The organism is Streptomyces sp. MBT65, assembly GCF_016612545.1.
GTDB lineage: Bacteria > Actinomycetota > Actinomycetes > Streptomycetales > Streptomycetaceae > Streptomyces.
The window spans coordinates 15,363-32,548 of sequence record NZ_JAENRY010000029.1; the positions used below are offsets into that span (position 1 = coordinate 15,363).

General features: G+C 69.1%; 13 protein-coding genes. 5 read left to right on the plus strand and 8 right to left on the minus strand.

The window, feature by feature from the left end:
- Positions 1 to 6 precede the first annotated feature (6 nt).
- From JHN63_RS09160 to JHN63_RS09180, 5 genes are all read right to left on the minus strand, one after another.
- Positions 7 to 1,317, minus strand: coding sequence for a M20/M25/M40 family metallo-hydrolase (locus tag JHN63_RS09160; protein WP_200678681.1), 1,311 nt, complete (start codon positions 1,315 to 1,317; stop codon positions 7 to 9).
- Entirely contained in the window at positions 1,310 to 2,143 is an 834-nt protein-coding gene (locus JHN63_RS09165) for a M55 family metallopeptidase (RefSeq protein WP_200678682.1), read from the minus strand. The genes JHN63_RS09160 and JHN63_RS09165 overlap by 8 nt, the downstream gene beginning before the upstream one ends.
- A 121-nt stretch (positions 2,144 to 2,264) precedes the next feature.
- Positions 2,265 to 2,780 (minus strand): hypothetical protein, encoded by a 516-nt coding sequence (locus JHN63_RS09170; protein WP_200678683.1) that lies wholly within the window; start codon positions 2,778 to 2,780, stop codon positions 2,265 to 2,267.
- Positions 2,781 to 2,827: 47 nt separating this feature from the next.
- The gene (locus JHN63_RS09175) at positions 2,828 to 3,349 is read right to left on the minus strand and encodes an SMI1/KNR4 family protein (RefSeq protein WP_307781855.1); all 522 of its coding nucleotides are present in this window, start codon (positions 3,347 to 3,349) and stop codon (positions 2,828 to 2,830) included.
- Between the two features lie 2 nt (positions 3,350 to 3,351).
- A complete protein-coding gene (locus JHN63_RS09180; RefSeq protein WP_200678686.1) occupies positions 3,352 to 4,173 on the minus strand; it encodes a hypothetical protein in 822 nt (273 codons plus the stop codon).
- 665 nt (positions 4,174 to 4,838) lie between these two features.
- On the opposite strand from JHN63_RS09180, the gene JHN63_RS09185 reads away from it, so the two are divergent.
- Positions 4,839 to 9,044 (plus strand): discoidin domain-containing protein, encoded by a 4,206-nt coding sequence (locus JHN63_RS09185; RefSeq protein ID WP_234476349.1) that lies wholly within the window; start codon positions 4,839 to 4,841, stop codon positions 9,042 to 9,044.
- Positions 9,045 to 9,117: 73 nt separating this feature from the next.
- On the opposite strand, the gene JHN63_RS09190 is transcribed toward JHN63_RS09185, so the two are convergent.
- Complete coding sequence (locus JHN63_RS09190) at positions 9,118 to 10,458, minus strand: beta-1,3-glucanase family protein (RefSeq protein WP_200678688.1); 1,341 nt, start codon at positions 10,456 to 10,458, stop codon at positions 9,118 to 9,120.
- A 269-nt stretch (positions 10,459 to 10,727) separates the two neighbouring features.
- Here JHN63_RS09190 and JHN63_RS09195 point away from each other — a divergent pair, with 269 nt between their 5' ends.
- Positions 10,728 to 11,534: a thioesterase family protein gene (locus tag JHN63_RS09195; RefSeq protein WP_200678689.1), complete on the plus strand. Its 807-nt coding sequence runs from the start codon at positions 10,728 to 10,730 to the stop codon at positions 11,532 to 11,534.
- 9 nt (positions 11,535 to 11,543) lie between these two features.
- Here JHN63_RS09195 and JHN63_RS09200 read toward each other — a convergent pair whose 3' ends face one another.
- The gene (locus JHN63_RS09200; protein WP_200678690.1) at positions 11,544 to 12,323 is read right to left on the minus strand and encodes an SDR family NAD(P)-dependent oxidoreductase; all 780 of its coding nucleotides are present in this window, start codon (positions 12,321 to 12,323) and stop codon (positions 11,544 to 11,546) included.
- A gap of 3 nt (positions 12,324 to 12,326) precedes the next feature.
- Complete coding sequence (locus JHN63_RS09205; protein ID WP_200678692.1) at positions 12,327 to 13,862, minus strand: long-chain fatty acid--CoA ligase; 1,536 nt, start codon at positions 13,860 to 13,862, stop codon at positions 12,327 to 12,329.
- A gap of 223 nt (positions 13,863 to 14,085) precedes the next feature.
- Here JHN63_RS09205 and JHN63_RS09210 point away from each other — a divergent pair, with 223 nt between their 5' ends.
- From JHN63_RS09210 to JHN63_RS09220, 3 genes are all read left to right on the plus strand, one after another.
- On the plus strand, positions 14,086 to 14,850 hold the full coding sequence (locus tag JHN63_RS09210; protein ID WP_307781856.1) for an enoyl-CoA hydratase-related protein: 765 nt from the start codon (positions 14,086 to 14,088) through the stop codon (positions 14,848 to 14,850).
- Between the two features lie 83 nt (positions 14,851 to 14,933).
- Complete coding sequence (locus JHN63_RS09215; protein WP_200678696.1) at positions 14,934 to 15,992, plus strand: 2,3-butanediol dehydrogenase; 1,059 nt, start codon at positions 14,934 to 14,936, stop codon at positions 15,990 to 15,992.
- 1 nt (position 15,993) lies between these two features.
- A complete protein-coding gene (locus JHN63_RS09220) occupies positions 15,994 to 17,148 on the plus strand; it encodes an acyl-CoA dehydrogenase family protein (protein WP_200678698.1) in 1,155 nt (384 codons plus the stop codon).
- Positions 17,149 to 17,186: the final 38 nt, after the last annotated feature.

The window sequence follows — 17,186 nt, forward strand, 5'->3', positions numbered from 1 at the left end:
CACTTGCTAGGCCGTCCTCAGGAAGCGGTCCAGGACCCGCACGCCGAAGTGGAGTGCCTCGACGGGGACCCGTTCGTCGACTCCGTGGAACAGCGCCTGGTAGTCGAAGCCCTCGGGGAGCTTCAGCGGTGCGAAGCCGTAGCCGGTGATGCCGAGGCGCGAGAACTGCTTGGCGTCGGTGCCGCCGGACATGCAGTACGGCACCACATGTCCCTCGGGCGCGAACTCCTCGACGGCGGCCCGCATCCGAGCGTATGTCAGCGAGTCGACCGGTGCCTGGAGGGCGACCTCGCGGTGGTGGAACTCCCAGTCGACGTCGGGTCCGGTGAGCCGGTCGAGGGTGGTGCGGAACTCGTCCTCGCCGCCCGGCAGATAGCGTCCGTCGACGTAGGCCACGGCCTCGCCCGGGATCACGTTGACCTTGTAACCGGCGTTCAGCACGGTCGGGTTGGCGCTGTTGCGGACGACGGGCTCGACGAGCTTCGCCGCCGGGCCGAGCTTGGCGAGGAGCAGGTCGACGTCGTCGAGGTCGGGGTCGATGCCGTACAGGGCGGCTAGTTCGGTGAGGGCCGCGCGGACGGTCGGGGTGAGCCGTAGCGGCCAGGCGTGTTCGCCGATGCGGGTGATCGCGGCGGCGAGCCGGGTCACCGCGTTCTCGCGGTTGACCTTGGAGCCGTGGCCCGCCCGGCCGTGCGCGGTCAACTTCAGCCAGGCGGTGCCGCGTTCACCGGCGGCGATGGGGTAGAGCTCCCGGCCGTAGCCGTCGTGGAAGGTGAACGCCCCTGATTCACCGATGCCTTCGGTGCAGCCCTCGAAGAGAGCGGCGTGCCGGTCGGCGAGGAAGCCGGAGCCGTCCTCGGCGCTCGCCTCCTCGTCGGCGGTGAACGCGATGACGAGGTCGCGCCGGGGTCGTACGCCCGCTCTGGCCCAGGCGCGGACGACGGCGAGGATCATCGCGTCCATGTTCTTCATGTCGACCGCGCCGCGCCCCCAGACGACCCCGTCGCGGATCTCCCCGGAGAACGGATGGACGGTCCAGTCCTCGGCCTGGGCGGGTACGACGTCCAGGTGACCGTGGACGAGGAGCGCGTCCGCCGAGGGGTCGGTGCCCTCGATACGGGCGACGACGTTCGTGCGGCCCTCGGTGCGTTCGAGGAGGACGGGTTCGAGGCCGGCGCCGGCCAGTCGCTCGGCGGCGTACTCGGCGGCAGGCCGCTCCCGGCAGTCGCCGCCGCCGCGGTTGGTCGTGTCGATGCGGATGAGGTCCGAGGTGAACGTGACGACCTCGTCCAGGGCCCGCTCGTCGATGTCAGCCATACTGCTCCTCCACCGCGGCCGAGACGATCGTGGTGACCGCCTTGAAGGTCCGGATGCCCTCGTACATGGTGTCGCTGGTGTAGGCGACCTTCCGCTCCCCGACCCTGCCGACACCGGGCACGACGGTCGCGGCCAGCGCGAGGTGCTCGGCGTCGAATTCCAGGGCGACGGTGAACGGCCCGCCCCTGACCGGTTCCTGACGGACCGCCAGCTTCGTCGCCTCCCTCGCCGCCGCGCGGATGTCGGCGGCCGTCCTGGCCGGTGTCCGGCACACGGCCGCGTACCGCGACACATGGTCCTTGACGGCCACCTTCAGCGCCCCGGGTGCGTACCCGAGGGCGTCCTCGCAGGCCACGTCGTCACCCGTGACAAGGACCACCGGTACCCCGTACTCGGCGACGACATGCGCGTTGAGCAGACCCTCGCTCGCGCGGACGTCGTTCAGCCACACACCGGTGATCGAGTTCGCGAGGTAGGTGTGGGCGAGGACGCCCTCCATGCCGGCGCCCGCGTGGTAGCCGACGAACGCGATGCCGTCGATGTCGCCGTGCTGCACGCCCTCCACCATGGAGAGGGACTTGTGGCGTCCGGTGAGCATCTCGGTGCGCTCGTCGAGGTGCTCCAGGAGCAGGTTGCGCATCGTCCAGTGCGCCTCGTTGACGAGTACCTCGTCGGCGCCGCCGTCGTAGAAACCGAGGACGGCCGCGTTCACGTCCGAGGTGAACATCGATCGGCACCGCTCCCACTGCGGTGTGCCCGGCAGCACGTCGGCCGGCCAGGTGACGCCGGTGGCACCCTCCATGTCGGCGCTGATGAGGATCTTCATGGTGCGTCACGTTACGCGTCGGCGAGGAAAGTTCCTACGGGCCGAGAATCCGACATGCCCAGTCCCTGACACCGGGGAGTCAGGACGGCCGAGTGCAGGCAAGGGTGCGTCCCGGGCCCGCTCAGCGCATGACCGCCCGCGTCAGGGCCGATGTGCTCACCGAGTCCGGACTCAACCGGGTCGCACCCGACACCGGCTGGTCGGCGACGACCACGAAGCGGACCTGCGGGACGTGTCCGGCGGCCAGCCGGGACGCCACGGCGGAGCGCGCCGTGGCGCCGGTGGTGACGATCGTGGAGCAGCGCAGCTGGACGAGGGTGTTGACGTAGGCGGCCGCCTTCCCAGCCGCGGGCAGGCGGTAGCGCTGCACCACCACGTTCGTGCTGCTCGCCCTCGCCATGTTCCGCATGGCCGCCCAGGTGCCCGTCGGGTCCGTGTCGGTGGACGTCAGAAGGCAGGCCCGGGTGGCGGTGTCGACGTGCGACACCGGCGCGGGCGGCGTCGCGTCGGCACCGGATTCCGAGGGCAGGAGCAGCGCCACGAGGCCGGCCACGGCAAGCAGCACCGCGGCGCCCGCGCCGAGAACGACCCACCACCGTCGACGAGACGGGCGGTGGGCACGATCAGAAGCCTTCAAGGTCAGCGTCCTTGTCGAGGTCGATCCGGTCTGCCGGTATCCGCAATTCAGCTCAACGATTCGAAGAACGGGCGACCGGGCGCGAAGTTGCGAGAACACACCGTCACGTCCTCGCCCCTGAGGTAAGCCACCAACCATTCGCCGAACGTCATCTCGTGCAGTGTCCAGGCCGGACTGTCGAGCTCCGCCACCACGACGCGCCAGGGTGACGAGGAGCCGTCCGGGACGCGCAGGAAAACCCATTCCCCCGTCTTGGCCAACGCGACCGGCATCAACTCACCGGGGTTCGCCCCTGCCGGACCGGGCAGGTACTCCACCATGTCTTCCTCGCGCCAGAGTTCGAGATCCCCCCTGATCAATTCTCCCAGGTTGTGCAGAAGATGGCCGGCGGGGTGCTTCAGATACAGTTGATTGTTGATCTGGACCGAACCGTAGGCATCCACGATCTCACGGAAGTCCGCCGGGAATTCGATTCCGAACTCCCGCTTCATTTCAATCCATGGCGCCGGATCCGTCCAGTTGAATCCGGGTTCGCCCAGCAAAGCTCGGATCTCTGCGAATGTTGCCACCACTAGACCTCTTTAGCATTTCGAACCGATGCCGGTCTTGGAGTTGATCGCAGTGCATGAATAACTGTCCACGATCCCTCCCCCGCGTCGGACAGGGTCAAGGTGGCCAGATCGCCCTGGGCGGAGGTGCCCGAACTGACGGTGGGGCTGGGAGTGGCCGTCGGGTCGTCGGTGGCGTCGGCCTGGAGGGCGGAGGCGGCCTTGGTCTCGGTCGTCCAGGTCAGGGCAGCGGGTACGACCGAGCCGGCGCCGCTCCCCCGCAGCGCGGACTGCCGTACGGAGCCGTCCGCCCCCGTGGAGGACGCGAAGGACACCCCGAGGGAGTTCGCCTTCTCGTGCCAGCGGTCGTCGGCGGTCTTCGTGACGGCGGTGTCGATGGACTTCCAAGTCCCGGAGGAATCCCGGTAGTTGATCCTGGACTGCGACATCTTCCGGGTGAAGGACCCGTCGGCGTTCTGGAAGTAGTCGAACTGCGCGCCGGACTTCGCGGCCACGCGCTTGCTCGTCTTCGCGTCGAAGCCCACGGACGCATTGCCGGAACGTTCCTTCTTGGCCTGCGTGCTCGGCGCCTTCCAGGTGGCCAACTGCCCCTTGCCCTTGCCCGGCGCCTTCCCGGCAGGCCGCCCCTTGCCTGCCTTCGCGGCGCGTACGTCATGCGCGGAACCGGTCTGGGACCGGGGCCCCGAACCGTCCGCGCCCGACAGCCACTTCCACACCTGGTTCAGCCCGGCGCCCAGCGAGGCCGACGGACGCGTCGCCGCGTAGGCCGCACCGCCCTCCTGCGCCCAGAAGCACACCAGCAACGGCACCACAGCCAGCCACACACGCCACCGCGAGAGCGGACGCACCCCACCCACCGACCCTTTACGCATCGCACCCCGACAGGAGCAGCCGATGCGTCAGGTCGACCCCCGTGATCACGCAGGCTGCGGCACCAAGTTGTAAGCGCGGTGTGAAGGCGCAGGCAAGATCACTTGTGCGAGTCCAGCACATCCCTTTACCAAGGCACGGGACGTTCCACAGGGTCGCAGCCTTCCGTTCGCCGTTCCGTCACCCCACAGCCATGTGCGCAACCGGCAGCCCACACCCTTCCCGCACCCCACCACACATCACGCAAGAATTTGCGTGACTTGCGTTCACTTTCATTCCCTTGGCGCAAGTGAATGCAAGCTTTCCTCGCCGCTACCAGCAGGCGATGAGCGCTTCTGGTGAATATTGCGCTGTTCCAGAGGTAGACCCATTCAAAGCCCTCTGCAATATTTCGATGAAACAACGCAAAATTCTGCCTCTCAGGGACATCACGGTCCGCTCCACCCCGCACCTTTCTGCTCCTGCACCACTCCCCAGGAACGAGCCGCCCTCGCCGCCCCACCGGTGCGCGAGCCTCCGCAGGAAGTGATCCCGTATGACGCGACCGATCAGACCGACTCGACACAAGCAGAGATCTCCAGGGCGGCGCGCGGCGCTCGCCGCGCTCGCCTCCGCCGTCATGGTGCTGGGCCTGCCCGCCGTCGGCGCGCACGCGGCCGGTGGTCCCAACACCGCCGCGGAGAAGGCGACTTCGGCCGGCAGCACCCGCGGCACCCACAAGGCCGCCAACGTCACCGACGGCGACACCGACACCTACTGGCAGGCCGGGAAGAAGTCGGCCCAGTGGGTGCAGACCGACCTCGGCAAGAGCGAGCGCGTCCGGCAGGTCGTGCTGCGGCTGCCCGAGGGCTGGCAGACCCGCAAGCAGACGCTGGCGCTCCAGGGCAGTGCGGACGGCAAGAGCTTCGCCACGCTCAAGACGTCGGCGCAGTACGTCTTCAGTCCCGGCAACGACAACACCGTGAAGATCTCGGTCCCCGCGACCCTCGCCCGGTACGTGCGGGCCGACTTCAGCGCCAACTCGGTAGCCGGTACCGCCCAGTTGGGCGAGATGCAGGTCCTCACGGCCGCCGCCTCGACCCCCAACCTCGCCCAGGGCAAGCCCTTCAGCGAGAGCGGGCACGCCGATGTGTACGGCGCGGCCAACGCCGGTGACGGCAACCGCAACACCTATTGGGAGAGCACCAACAACGCGTTCCCGCAGTGGCTCCAGGTCGACCTCGGCTCGTCGGTCAAGGTCAACCAGGTGACGTTGCGGCTGCCGAGCGGCTGGCCGAGCCGCAGCCAGACCTTCAAGGTCCAGGGCTCGACCGACAACTCCAACTTCACCGACCTGACGGCGTCGAAGGCGTACACCTTCGACAGCACGAACGACCAGTCGACGACCATCAGTTTCGACGCGACGACGACGCGGTACGTGCGCGCGCTGTTCACCGCCAACACCGGCTGGCCCGCCGGGCAGGCGTCCGAGCTGGAGGTCTACGGACCGGCGACCGGCGACACCCAGGCGCCCACCGCGCCGGGCAGTCTGAGCTACACCGAGCCGGCCACCGGGCAGATCGAGCTGAACTGGACGGCGGCCACCGACGACACCGCCGTGACGGGCTACGACGTCTACGCCAACGGGCAGTTGAGGTCGAGCGTCGCCGGGAACGTCCTGACGTACACGGACACCCAGCCGGCCGGCAGCGACATCACGTACTTCGTGCGGGCCAAGGACGCGGCGGGCAACGTGTCCGCCAACAGCAACAGCGTGACCCGCAAGGGGACTTCGGGCGACACCCAGGCCCCCACCGCGCCCGGCAACCTCGCCTACACCCAGTCGGGCAACGACGTGAAGCTGACCTGGCAGGCATCGAACGACAACGTCCAGGTGACCGGCTACGACGTCTACGCCAACGACCAGGTCATCAAGTCCGTTGCCGGTGCCGTGACTTCGTACACCGACACCCCGTCGGCGACGGCCACGGTCACCTACTACGTGAAGGCGAAGGACGCCGCCGGGAACGTGTCGGTGGCGAGCAACAGCGTCACCCGGGCAGGCAACGGCGCGGGCTCCGACCTCGCGCAGGGCAAGCCCATCGAGGCCTCCTCGTACACGTTCACCTATGTCGCCGCGAACGCCAACGACGGCCAGATCGCGACCTATTGGGAGAGTGGGGGCGGCGCCTACCCGGCGACCCTCACCACCAAGCTGGGTGCCAACGCCGACCTCAGCCAGGTCGTCGTCAAGCTCAACCCCGATGCCGCGTGGTCGACGCGGACGCAGAACATCCAGGTGCTCGGCCGCGACCAGGACGCGACCGCGTTCACGAGTCTTGTCGCGGCGAAGGACTACGTCTTCAACCCGGCGAGCGGCAACACGGTGACCATCCCGGTCTCCGGCGCGGCAGCCGACATCCAGCTCAAGTTCGCCTCCAACACCGGCGCCCCGGGCGGGCAGGTCGCCGAGTTCCAGGTGATCGGCACCCCGGCCGCCAACCCGGACCTCAAGGTCACCGGCATCACCAACTCCCCCGCCGCGCCGGTCGAGTCGGACGCCATCAGCCTGACGGCGACGGTCACCAACAGCGGCAGCAAGGCGTCCAAGGCCACCGACCTGAACTTCACGCTCGGCGGCACGAAGGCCGCCACGGCGGACGTCCCGGTCCTCGCGGCCGGCGCGTCCACGACGGTCACCGCGAGCATCGGCACCCGGGACGCGGGCAGTTACCCGCTCGGCGCCGAGGTGGACCCGTCCAACAAGGTCATCGAGCAGAACGAGGGCAACAACGTCTTCACCGCCCCCGCCCCCCTCGTCGTCAAGCCGGTCTCCAGCTCCGACCTGGTCGCCGCGCCGGTCGCCTGGACCCCGTCCAGCGCCTCGGCGGGCGACAACGTCACGTTCACCGTGGCCATCAAGAACCAGGGTTCGGTGGCCTCGGCCGCCGGCGCCCACGGCGTCACCCTGACGGTCCTCGACGCAGGCGGCGCCACCGTCAAGACACTCACCGGTTCCTACAACGGCACCATCGCCGCCGGCCAGTCGACCGCACCCGTCAGCCTCGGCTCGTGGACGGCCGTCAACGGCAAGTTCTCCGTCAGGACCGTCATCGCCGACGACGCCAACGAACTCCCGGTCAAGCGGACCAACAACACCACCGCACAACCCCTGTTCGTCGGCCGCGGCGCCGACATGCCGTACGACATGTACGAGGCCGAGGACGGCACCGTCGGCGGCGGCGCCACGGTCGTCGGCCCCAACCGCACGATCGGCGACATCGCGGGCGAGGCGAGCGGCCGCAAGGCCGTCACCCTCAACTCGACGGGCCAGTACGTCGAATGGACCACCCGCGCGGCCACCAACACCCTGGTGACCCGCTTCGAGATCCCGGACGGCACGACCACGACACTCGACGTCTATGTCGACGGCCAGTTCCTCAAGGCGATCGACCTGACCTCCAAGTACGCCTGGCTGTACGGCAACGAGACCGCGCCCGGCAACGCGCCGAGTGCCGGAGCCCCGCGCCACATCTACGACGAGGCGAATCTGTTGCTGGGCAGGACAGTTCCGGCGGGCTCCAAGATCCGCCTCCAGAAGGACGCGGCCAACACCTCCACCTACGGCATCGACTTCATCAACCTCGAACAGGCCACGGCCGTCCCGAACCCGGACCCGGCCGCCTACGCGGTCCCGGCCGGCTTCTCCCAGCAGGACGTGCAGAACGCCCTCGACACGGTTCGGATGGACACCACGGGCAAGCTCGTCGGCGTCTATCTGCCGGCCGGTGACTACGAGACCTCCAGCAAGCTCCAGGTCTACGGCAAGGCGGTCAAGGTCGTCGGGGCCGGGTCGTGGTTCACCCGCTTCCACGCTCCCGCCTCGCAGGAGAACACCGACATCGGCTTCCGGGCCGAGGCGACCGCGAACGGCTCGTCGTTCACCGGCTTCGCCTACTTCGGGAACTACACCTCCCGAATCGACGGCCCGGGCAAGGTGTTCGACTTCTCCAACGTCTCCAACATCACCATCGACGACATCTGGGTCGAGCACATGGTGTGCATGTACTGGGGCGCCAACACCGACAACATGACCATCAAGAACTCCCGCATCCGTGACACGTTCGCCGACGGCATCAACATGACGAACGGCTCCACGGACAACCACGTCGTCAACAACGACGCCCGCGCCACGGGCGACGACAGCTTCGCGCTCTTCTCGGCGATCGACGCGGGCGGCGCCGACGAGAAGAACAACCTCTACGAGAACCTGACCTCGACGCTCACCTGGCGTGCGGCCGGTATCGCCGTCTACGGCGGCTACAACAACACCTTCCGCAACATCAGGGTCGCCGACACCCTGGTCTACTCCGGCATCACGATCTCCTCGCTGGACTTCGGCTACCCGATGAACGGCTTCGGGACCGATCCGACGACGATCGAGAACGTCTCCCTGGACAGAACCGGCGGCCACTTCTGGGGCTCGCAGGTCTTCCCGGCCATCTGGGCGTTCTCGGCCTCGAAGGTCTTCCAGGGCATCCGCGTCAACGACGTCGACATCGACAACTCCACCTACGGCGGAGTGATGTTCCAGACCAACTACGTGGGCGGACAACCGCAGTTCCCGGTGAAGGACACGATCTTCACCGACATCTCCATCACCAACTCCAAGAAGAGCGGAGACGCGTTCGACGCCAAGTCCGGGTGGGGCATCTGGGCCAACGAACTGCCCGAACCGGGTCAGGGACCGGCCGTCGGCTCGGCCACCTTCGTCAACCTGCGGATGAGCGGCAACGCCCAGGACATCCGCAACACCACGTCCACCTTCACGATCAACGTCCAGTGACTCCGACCACCACCCCATGACGCGGGGCCGCTCTTCCTGACAAGGGCGGCCCCGTTTCGTGCTGTTGGCGTACCTACCAGCCGACGGCGACCAGGAGCCACTGCGGGTCGGCGTGCGAGACGAAGGAGGACTGGCCCGCCACGTCGTCGTAAGGGAAGCCGTAGGCAAGCTGGTTGATGGCGTTGTCGTGCCAGAACTTGGCGTAGTAGTTCGCGGGCGCCGCCTTGTAGAACTGCGCCGGGTCGGACTGCTGCGACGCCGGCAGGGTCGCCACATGGCGGTTGAGGGCCGCGCACATATTGGGGTCGGCGGCCAGCGAGCCCGCGCAGCCGAAGATGTCGGAGGTGGCCGCGTTCACGCCCACCGACTGGGCGTACGACGTGAAGTAGCCGGAGTTGGCGCCGCCCGCACGGAAGCTCGGGTCGCTGCCGGGCGCGATGATCCGGTACGGCGCCTGGGTCTGGGCCAGCACCTTGAACTGGGCCGGCACCGCGTCGGTGAAGCGCTGGAAGGTGGTCGCGCGGTCCTCGGCGAAGGTCGCCCGGTTCTCGCCGACCTCGGTGTCGTAACCGTCCTTGCTGTGCAGGCGCATGGCGAGCTTGAGGCCGAAGGCGTCGACACGGGTGGTGTTGCCGTTGAAGACGTTGCCGCCGACCGTGAACTCGATGAAGTCGTAGTACGCGCTGGTGGGCGAGCCGAGGTAGAAGTACATCCGGCCCGCGGAGTTGGCGGACATGTCGAGGTAGGGCTGTTCGGCGATGGAGTGCGTCTGCCCGTTGAAGCTCCAATACACCTGGCTGTCGGGGTACTTGCCGTTGGTGCGGTTGAGGATCTTCACCTCCACGGCGTTGTTGGCCGCCGGGATGTCGGTCGTGCTGCCCCAGAAGTCGTCGGGCGGGGTGGTGCTTCCGGGGCCGTACACCTGGAACTCCCAGAGGGAGTAGCCCCATTGGGTGGCCCGGGCGGTGCCGTAGAGGCGGACGTAGCGTCCGCTACCGGTGACGGTGAGGTTCTGGGTGCCGCCGGTGGCGGTCGTGGTGGAGTAGATCGTGGTCCAGGTGGTCGCGTCGGTCGAGGTCTGGATCTGGTAGCCGGTGGCGTACGCGGTCTCCCAGTTCAGCGAGACACGGGTGAGCTGCTGGACGGAGCCGAGGTCCACCGACAGCCACTGCGGATCGGCGAAGGCGGAGGACCAGCGGGTGCCGGTGTTCCCGTCGACGGCCGCGCTCGCGGGGAAGGACGCGTTCTCGGTCGAGGACGCGGTCGCGGGCCGCCCCTGGGACAGCAACTGGTCGGCGGCGCGGGCGGGCGAGGGCGACAGGGCGGCGAAGAAGGCGACGATCAGGACGACGACCAGACCGAGAGCCGTACGGGAGCGCACGGCGGCGGTCGGAGGTCTGGCGGATGTCTGCATGGGGGGTCTCCTCAGTTGGGTTGGGAGCGCTCTCCCCGGGTTGTAGTCCCGCCCCTGCCCGCCGTCAACAACTGAAGCCGAATCAGCGGGAGTTCGCCGATGCGGGCTCTCCTGGCGAGGCCTCCGTTCAGATTCCGACCGCGGAACCCGCTCCGACCGACCCCGCTCCTCCATCACTTGACGCGTCCGGTACGGACCTTTCCGCAGGTGGCAGAGTGGTCCCCGGAACATCGCACGCACCGCGAGAACAGCCTTGGGAGAGTAGTCCGTTGAACTCCGGAACCCCGGTCCCCGACAGCTACTACGAGCGCACCGACGAGCACCGCTACAAGCCCACCGCCCACGCGGGCGGCGCCTGGGACACCGCCGAGCTGCACTTCAGCCCGCTCGGCGGACTCGTCGTCCACGCCATCGAGCGCGCGCGGGCCGCCCGGCCGGAGAGCGGTCTCGTGCTGTCGCGGATCAGCTACGACATCCTCGGCAGGCTCGCCCTCGACGAGTGCGAGATCCGGGTGGAGACCGTCCGCCCCGGCCGCACGATCGAGCTGGTCGAGGCCGTGGTGCTGGTCGCCGACCGGCCGGTGGTGCGGGCCCGGGCCTGGTTCCTCGCCACGGTCGACACCGCCGCCGTCGCGGGCGGCCCCGACCAACTGCTCACCCCTCCCGAGCAGTTGGCCCCCTGGGAGATGAGCGCGCTGTGGCCCGGCGGCTACATCGCCTCCGTGGACGTACGCCCGCTCGCTCCACCCCTGCCGGGCCGTACGACCGCCTGGATCTCCACCCGGCACGCCCTCGTCGCGGGCGAGCCCAGCAGTCCGCTCGCGTCCTACCTCGCGCTCGTCGACACCGCGAACGGCATCGCCGTACGACAGCCGCCGACCGCCTGGATCTACCCGAACGTCGACCTGACCGTCCATCTGCACCGCCGACCCGAGGGCGACTGGACGGGGCTGGACACGACGGTCACCTTCGGTCCCACCGGGCAGGGTCTGACCAGCACCGTGCTGCACGACGTCAACGGCCCGGTGGGACACGCGCTCCAGATGCTCACCGTGCGGCCCGTGCCGGGCCGGTGAGCGCGGGCGCTACCGCGCGGTCCAGCCGCCGTCCACCGTGAGGGTCGTGCCGGTGACGAAGCGGGACGCGTCGGAGGCGAGGAAGACGGCTGCGCCACCCAGCTCCGCCACATCGCCGACGCGGCCCAACGGCGTGCTGTCGACGATGCGTTCACCCCAGCGACTGGCCAGCAGACCGGAGCTGAGGTCGGTGTGGAAGTAGCCGGGCGCGAGGGCGTTGACCCGCACCCCGCGGTCGGCCCACTCCACGGCGAGGGACTTGGTGAGCGCCTCGACCCCGCCCTTGCTGGCCGCGTAGGCGGCGATCCGCTCGAAGCCGGTACGGGCGTGCACCGAGGAGACGTTGACGATCGAGCCCGAGCGCTGCTCCAGCATCACCTTGCCGGCCTCGCGGCAGCAGTAGAAGGTGCCCTGGAGGTTGACGTCGAGGACCTGCTGCCAGTCCTCGTCGGTGACGCGCTCGCTGCGCGTGAAGTGGGGACTCGTCCCTGCGCAGTTGACCACCGCGTCGAGGCGGCCGGTGTCGTCGGTGATGCGCTCGACGATGGTCCGTACGGCGGTGGAGTCGGCGACCGAGCCGGGCAGCACCAGCACCTTGCCGCCGTGCGCGGCGAGTTCGCCCTCCAGGCTCTCAAGGTCCGCCGCGGTACGGGCCGTTGCCGCGACGGTGGCGCCCGCCTGGGAGAGGGCGACGGCGATCGCCCGCCCGAGTCCCTTCCCGGCGCCCGTCACCCACACCGTCCGCCCGTCGAGCCGGAGTTGAGCGTTCACGTCCTTGAGGTCGGTCATGGCTCAGCCCTCCGTGGGAATGTCGCGCAGGGTCCGCTTGAGGACCTTGCCGGACGGGGTGCGGGGCAGCTCCTCGACGATGTCGAAGCGGGCCGGCACCTTGAACTTGGCGAGCCGGGCCCGGCAGAACTCCCGCAGCTCCTCCGCGCCGGCGCCCTCACCGGGCCTGAACACCACGAAGGCGCGCGGGACTTCACCCCAGCGGGGATGGTTGAGCCCGACCACGGCGGCCTCCAGGACGGCCGGGTGCTCGTACAGCACGCGCTCCACCTCGGGCGTCGCGATGTTCTCGCCGCCCGAGACGATCATGTCCTTCTTCCGGTCGTCGATGTAGAGGAAGCCGTCCTCGTCGACGTGTCCGATGTCGCCGGTGTGGAACCAGCCGTCCCGCAGCGCCGCTGCCGTGGCCTTCTCGTCGCGCCAGTACCCGGCGAAGACCTTCGGCCCGCGCAGGGTGATCTCACCCAGCTCACCGGCCGGAACCTCGACGCCCGTGTCGTCGACGATCCGCACGCGCGTGTGCGGCACGGGACGCCCGACCGAGCCCAGCTTGGACAGCGCGTGCTCGCGGTCGAGGAAGGTGTCGCCGGAGACGGTCTCGGTCAGGCCGTAGGCGTCGGCGAACCAGGCGTTCGGGAACGCGGTCATGATGCGCCGCAGCACCGGTTCGGGGGTCTTCTCGCCGCCGCCGAGGATGAAGCGCACCGAGCTGGTGTCGTACTCCTCGCGGTCCGGGACCTCGAGCACCGCGTTGACCATGGCGGGCGCCAGCCACACATTGGTGACCCGGTGCTTCTCGATCGCGTCCAGGACGCCCTGGGGGTCGAACTTCCGCTGGAGCACGACTCTTCCGCCCGCGTACAGCACCCCGAGGGCCGGCATGTCCAGACCGCCCACGTGGTAGAGCGGCCCGCACACCAGCGTCGTGTCCGCCGCCGTCAGGCCGAAGTGGACGATGTGCGCGAGGTTCTTGGCCTCGAGGTTTCCGTAGGTGATGCGGACGCCCTTGGGACGTGAGGTGGTCCCGGAGGTGTACATGAGCCGCTGGAGATCGTCGAGTTCGACGTCCACGGGCTCGACCCGCTCCCCCTTGTGCCGGGCCAGCAAGTCCTCGTAGTCGGCCCACGGCTCCTCGGGCGGCTCGCCCCCGCCGATCAGGATCCGGTGCTCCAGATCGGTCAGACACCCGGCGCTGCGCTCCACCGCCCGGACGAACTCCGGCTCGGTGACGATCACCTTGGCCTGGGCGTGGCCCAGGATGTACTGCCACTCCTCTTCCGAGAGGCGGTAGTTGAGCGGCAGGAAGACCGCGCCGAGCCGGTTGGTGGCGTGCACCAGCTCCAGGAACTCGGGCTGGTTGTAGAGCAGCAGACCTACGACATCGCCGCGCCCGACCCCCAGCTCGGCCAGGCCGGCCGCCAACTGATTCACGCGCTCGTGCAGTTGACGGACGGTCAGAGAACGCTCGTCCTGGACGACGGCCACGGCGTCGGGCCGCTGCGCCAGGTGGTAATCGAGGATGCTCGCGAAATTGTGCACGGCTCACTCTCGCTCTGTGGTGTTCGGCGCTGAACACGGCTCGACCACGGCTCATGGGGCACACCGGATCCCGACCGGTCGGTTGCCCACTCACATAATTTAGTGTACCCCTTGGTCTATAAAACCTATGAGCCGCACTTTACGACGGCACGTGCGCATCGACAACCACCCCGGCGCACGTGCCGCCGCTTCCGCCGCTCCCACCGACGAGGAGGGTTCCCACGTGCCACGCATCCGGCTGGACACCGAAGGACCGGTGGTCACGCTCCGCCTCGACAACCCGCCGATGAACGCCTTCGACTCCGCACAGAGAGAGGAGCTGTCCGCCCGCGTACGCGAGCTGGCGGACTCCCCCGCCGTACGGGCCGTGGTGCTCTACGGCGGCGAACGGCTCTTCGCCGCCGGCGCCGACATCAAGGCCCTGGCCGCGATGGGGCCGGAGGAGATCCGCGGCTGGAACCGCGCTCTGCAACGCACCTTCGACGAGGTGTCACGGTTGCCCATGCCGGTGATCGCGGCGGTCACCGGCTATGCCCTCGGCGGCGGCATGGAACTGGCCCTGGCCGCCGACTACCGGGTGGCGGCGGAGGACGCGGTCTTCGCCCAGCCGGAAGTACAGCTGGGGATCATGCCGGGCTCGGGCGGTACCCAGCGGCTCGCCCGCCTGATCGGCCCGGCCCGCGCGAAGAACCTCCTGATGACCGGCCGCAGGGTGAGGGCGGACGAGGCGCTACGGCTGGGGTTGGTGGACGAGGTCGTCCCGGCGGGCTCCGCTCTGGACGCCGCCCTGACCTACGCCCGCCGCCTGTCCGAGGGCCCACCGGCCGCCCTGGAGGCGATCAAGGATGCGGTGGACCACAGCACGGACGCGAGCATGGCGGCGGGGCTGGCCCTTGAACGCGCCCTGTTCACGGGGGTGTTCGGCACGGAGGACGCGAGCACGGGCCTCCACGCATTTCTGAACAAGGGCAGGAAGAGCGCCCCGTAAGGGGATCGGGCTGTATCAATGTGCGGCTCCGCCGCGTGGGCGCGACCAGCGACAACGAACCCGCAGACGAAAGGGGCGGAAACATGGAGGCACTCGTCTGGCACGGTGCACAGGACCTACGTCTCGAAGAGGTGCCCGAACCGTCCGACCCGGCCCCGCACGAGGCCGTCGTAGAAGTGTCGTGGTGTGGGGTGTGCGGCACAGACCTGCACGAGTACCTGGAGGGCCCCCACATGATCCGGGAGGGCCCCCACCCGCTCACCGGCACCAAGCCACCCCTCGCCCTGGGCCATGAACTCAGCGGCACAGTGGTCGCGTTGGGCGCCCCCGTCCCCGGCATCGAGATCGGCGACCGCGTCACCGCGGACCCCGTCTGGCGCTGCGGCACGTGCTTCTGGTGCACGCGCGGCGAGTACCACATCTGCCCCAAGAGCGGCTCCGTGGGCCTCGCCTCCCCCGGCGGCTTCGCCGAACGGGTCACCGTCCCGCTGGCCGGCCTGACCCGCCTCCCGGACAACGTGAGCGACGAACTCGCCGCCGTGGCCGAGCCGTTGGCGGTCGGGCTGCACGCGGTGACCCGCGCCGGGGTCAAGCCGGGCGACAACGTCCTCGTGGTCGGCGGTGGCCCGATCGGCGTGGCAGTCGTCCTCGCGGCCCAAATCGCGGGCGCCGCGGGCCTGTTCGTGAGCGAACCCCTCGCGGGGCGGCGCGAGATGCTGCTCGGCATCGGCGTCACCGAGGCCTTCGACCCGCGCGCGAGCGACGTACGGCGTGAGGTGTTCCTGCGAACGAACCGCATCGGCCCGGACGTCGTCATCGACGCGACCGGTGTGCCCGCGCTCGCGGGCCAGGCCGTGTCGATCGTGCGGCGCGGCGGTCGGGTCGTGCTGGCCGGGGTCGGGCACGGCAGCGTCGAGTTCGACATGGGCCAACTCGTGTTCTACGAGCGGTCGGTGGTCGGCACGCTCGGCTACAACTTCGACATCCCGCGGGTGATCGATCTGATGAGCACCGGACGGCTGGACGCCTCCGCCCTGATCACCGGCCGTTTTCCGCTCTCGGGAGGAGCCGGTGTCTTCGAGGACCTGGCGGCCGACCGCGCCAAGCACCTGAAGGTGCTGCTGACCCCGAAGGGACTGTGACATGGACTTCGACCTGCCCGAGGAGACCCTCGCTCTCCAGGACATGGTCCGCGAGTTCGCGGCCAACGAGATCACGCCCCACGCGGCCGAGTGGTCCGAGAACGAGATCTTCCCCACCAAGATCTTCACCAAGCTGGGCGAACTCGGCCTGATGGGCATGCTGGTGCCGGAGGAGTACGGCGGGGCGGGCTCGGACACGGTCACCTATGTCGCGGTGATGGAGGAACTCGGCGCCGCCGACCAGTCGGTGGCCTCCTCGTGGAACGCGCACTCGACGATCGGCACGCTGCCGTTGCTCGCGTACGGCACCGAGGAACAGAAGCACCGCTGGCTGACCCCGCTGGCGAAGGGCGAGGCGATCGGCGCGTTCGGGCTGACCGAGCCGGAGGCCGGCTCCGACGCGGCCGGGATCGCGACCACCGCCCGCCGGGCGGACGGGGGTTGGGTGATCAACGGCACGAAGATGTTCATCACCAACGCGGGCACCGACATCAGCCAGGGCGTCACCCTGCTGGCCACGACCGGCAAGGGCGCGGACGGCCGTAAGGGATACGCGACCTTCTACGTCCCGACGGGCACGCCCGGTTACACGGTCGGCGCGAAGCTGAAGAAGCTGGGCTGGCACGCCATGGACACAAGGGAGTTGGTGTTCACCGACTGCTGGGTCTCCGACGAGCATCTGATCGGCGAGGAGGGCAACGGCCTCAAGCAGTTCCTGTCCGTGCTCGACGGCGGCCGGATCAGCGTGGCCGCGCTGGGTCTCTCGCTGGCCAAGGCGGCACTGGGCCTCGCGGTCAAACACGCCAAGGAACGGCACCAGTTCGGACGCCCGCTCTCCGACTTCCAGGCGGTCGCGCACAAGATCGCGGACATCGGTACGGAGTACCAGGCGGCCCGCTGGATGGTGTACCGCGCCGCGTGGCTCGCCGACCAGGGCCGTCCGCACAGCACGGAAGCCGCGATGGCCAAGCTGTACGCCTCCGAGGTCGCCAACCGGGCCGCCTCGCAGGCACTTCAGATCCACGGCGGCTACGGGTACGTACGCGAGTCGGAGATCTCCCGTTTCTACGCCGACGCCAAGATCCTGGAGATCGGCGAGGGCACCAACGAGATCCAGCGCAATGTCATCGCCAAGGCCCTCGTCAAGGGCGCGTGAGGCGACGGGTCCCGCGGTGCGCCGAAGCGGCGGCGCAC

Excerpts from the sequence above, each read along its gene's own strand:
- JHN63_RS09200 (WP_200678690.1), bottom strand. The coding sequence starts at position 12,323 with ATGACCGACCTCAAGGACGTGAACGCTCAACTCCGGCTCGACGGGCGG.
- JHN63_RS09215 (WP_200678696.1), top strand. The coding sequence starts at position 14,934 with ATGGAGGCACTCGTCTGGCACGGTGCACAGGACCTACGTCTCGAAGAG.
- JHN63_RS09160 (WP_200678681.1), bottom strand. The coding sequence starts at position 1,317 with ATGGCTGACATCGACGAGCGGGCCCTGGACGAGGTCGTCACGTTCACC.
- JHN63_RS09190 (WP_200678688.1), bottom strand. The coding sequence starts at position 10,458 with ATGCAGACATCCGCCAGACCTCCGACCGCCGCCGTGCGCTCCCGTACG.
- JHN63_RS09220 (WP_200678698.1), top strand. The coding sequence starts at position 15,994 with ATGGACTTCGACCTGCCCGAGGAGACCCTCGCTCTCCAGGACATGGTC.
- JHN63_RS09165 (WP_200678682.1), bottom strand. The coding sequence starts at position 2,143 with ATGAAGATCCTCATCAGCGCCGACATGGAGGGTGCCACCGGCGTCACC.
- JHN63_RS09185 (WP_234476349.1), top strand. The coding sequence starts at position 4,839 with ATGGTGCTGGGCCTGCCCGCCGTCGGCGCGCACGCGGCCGGTGGTCCC.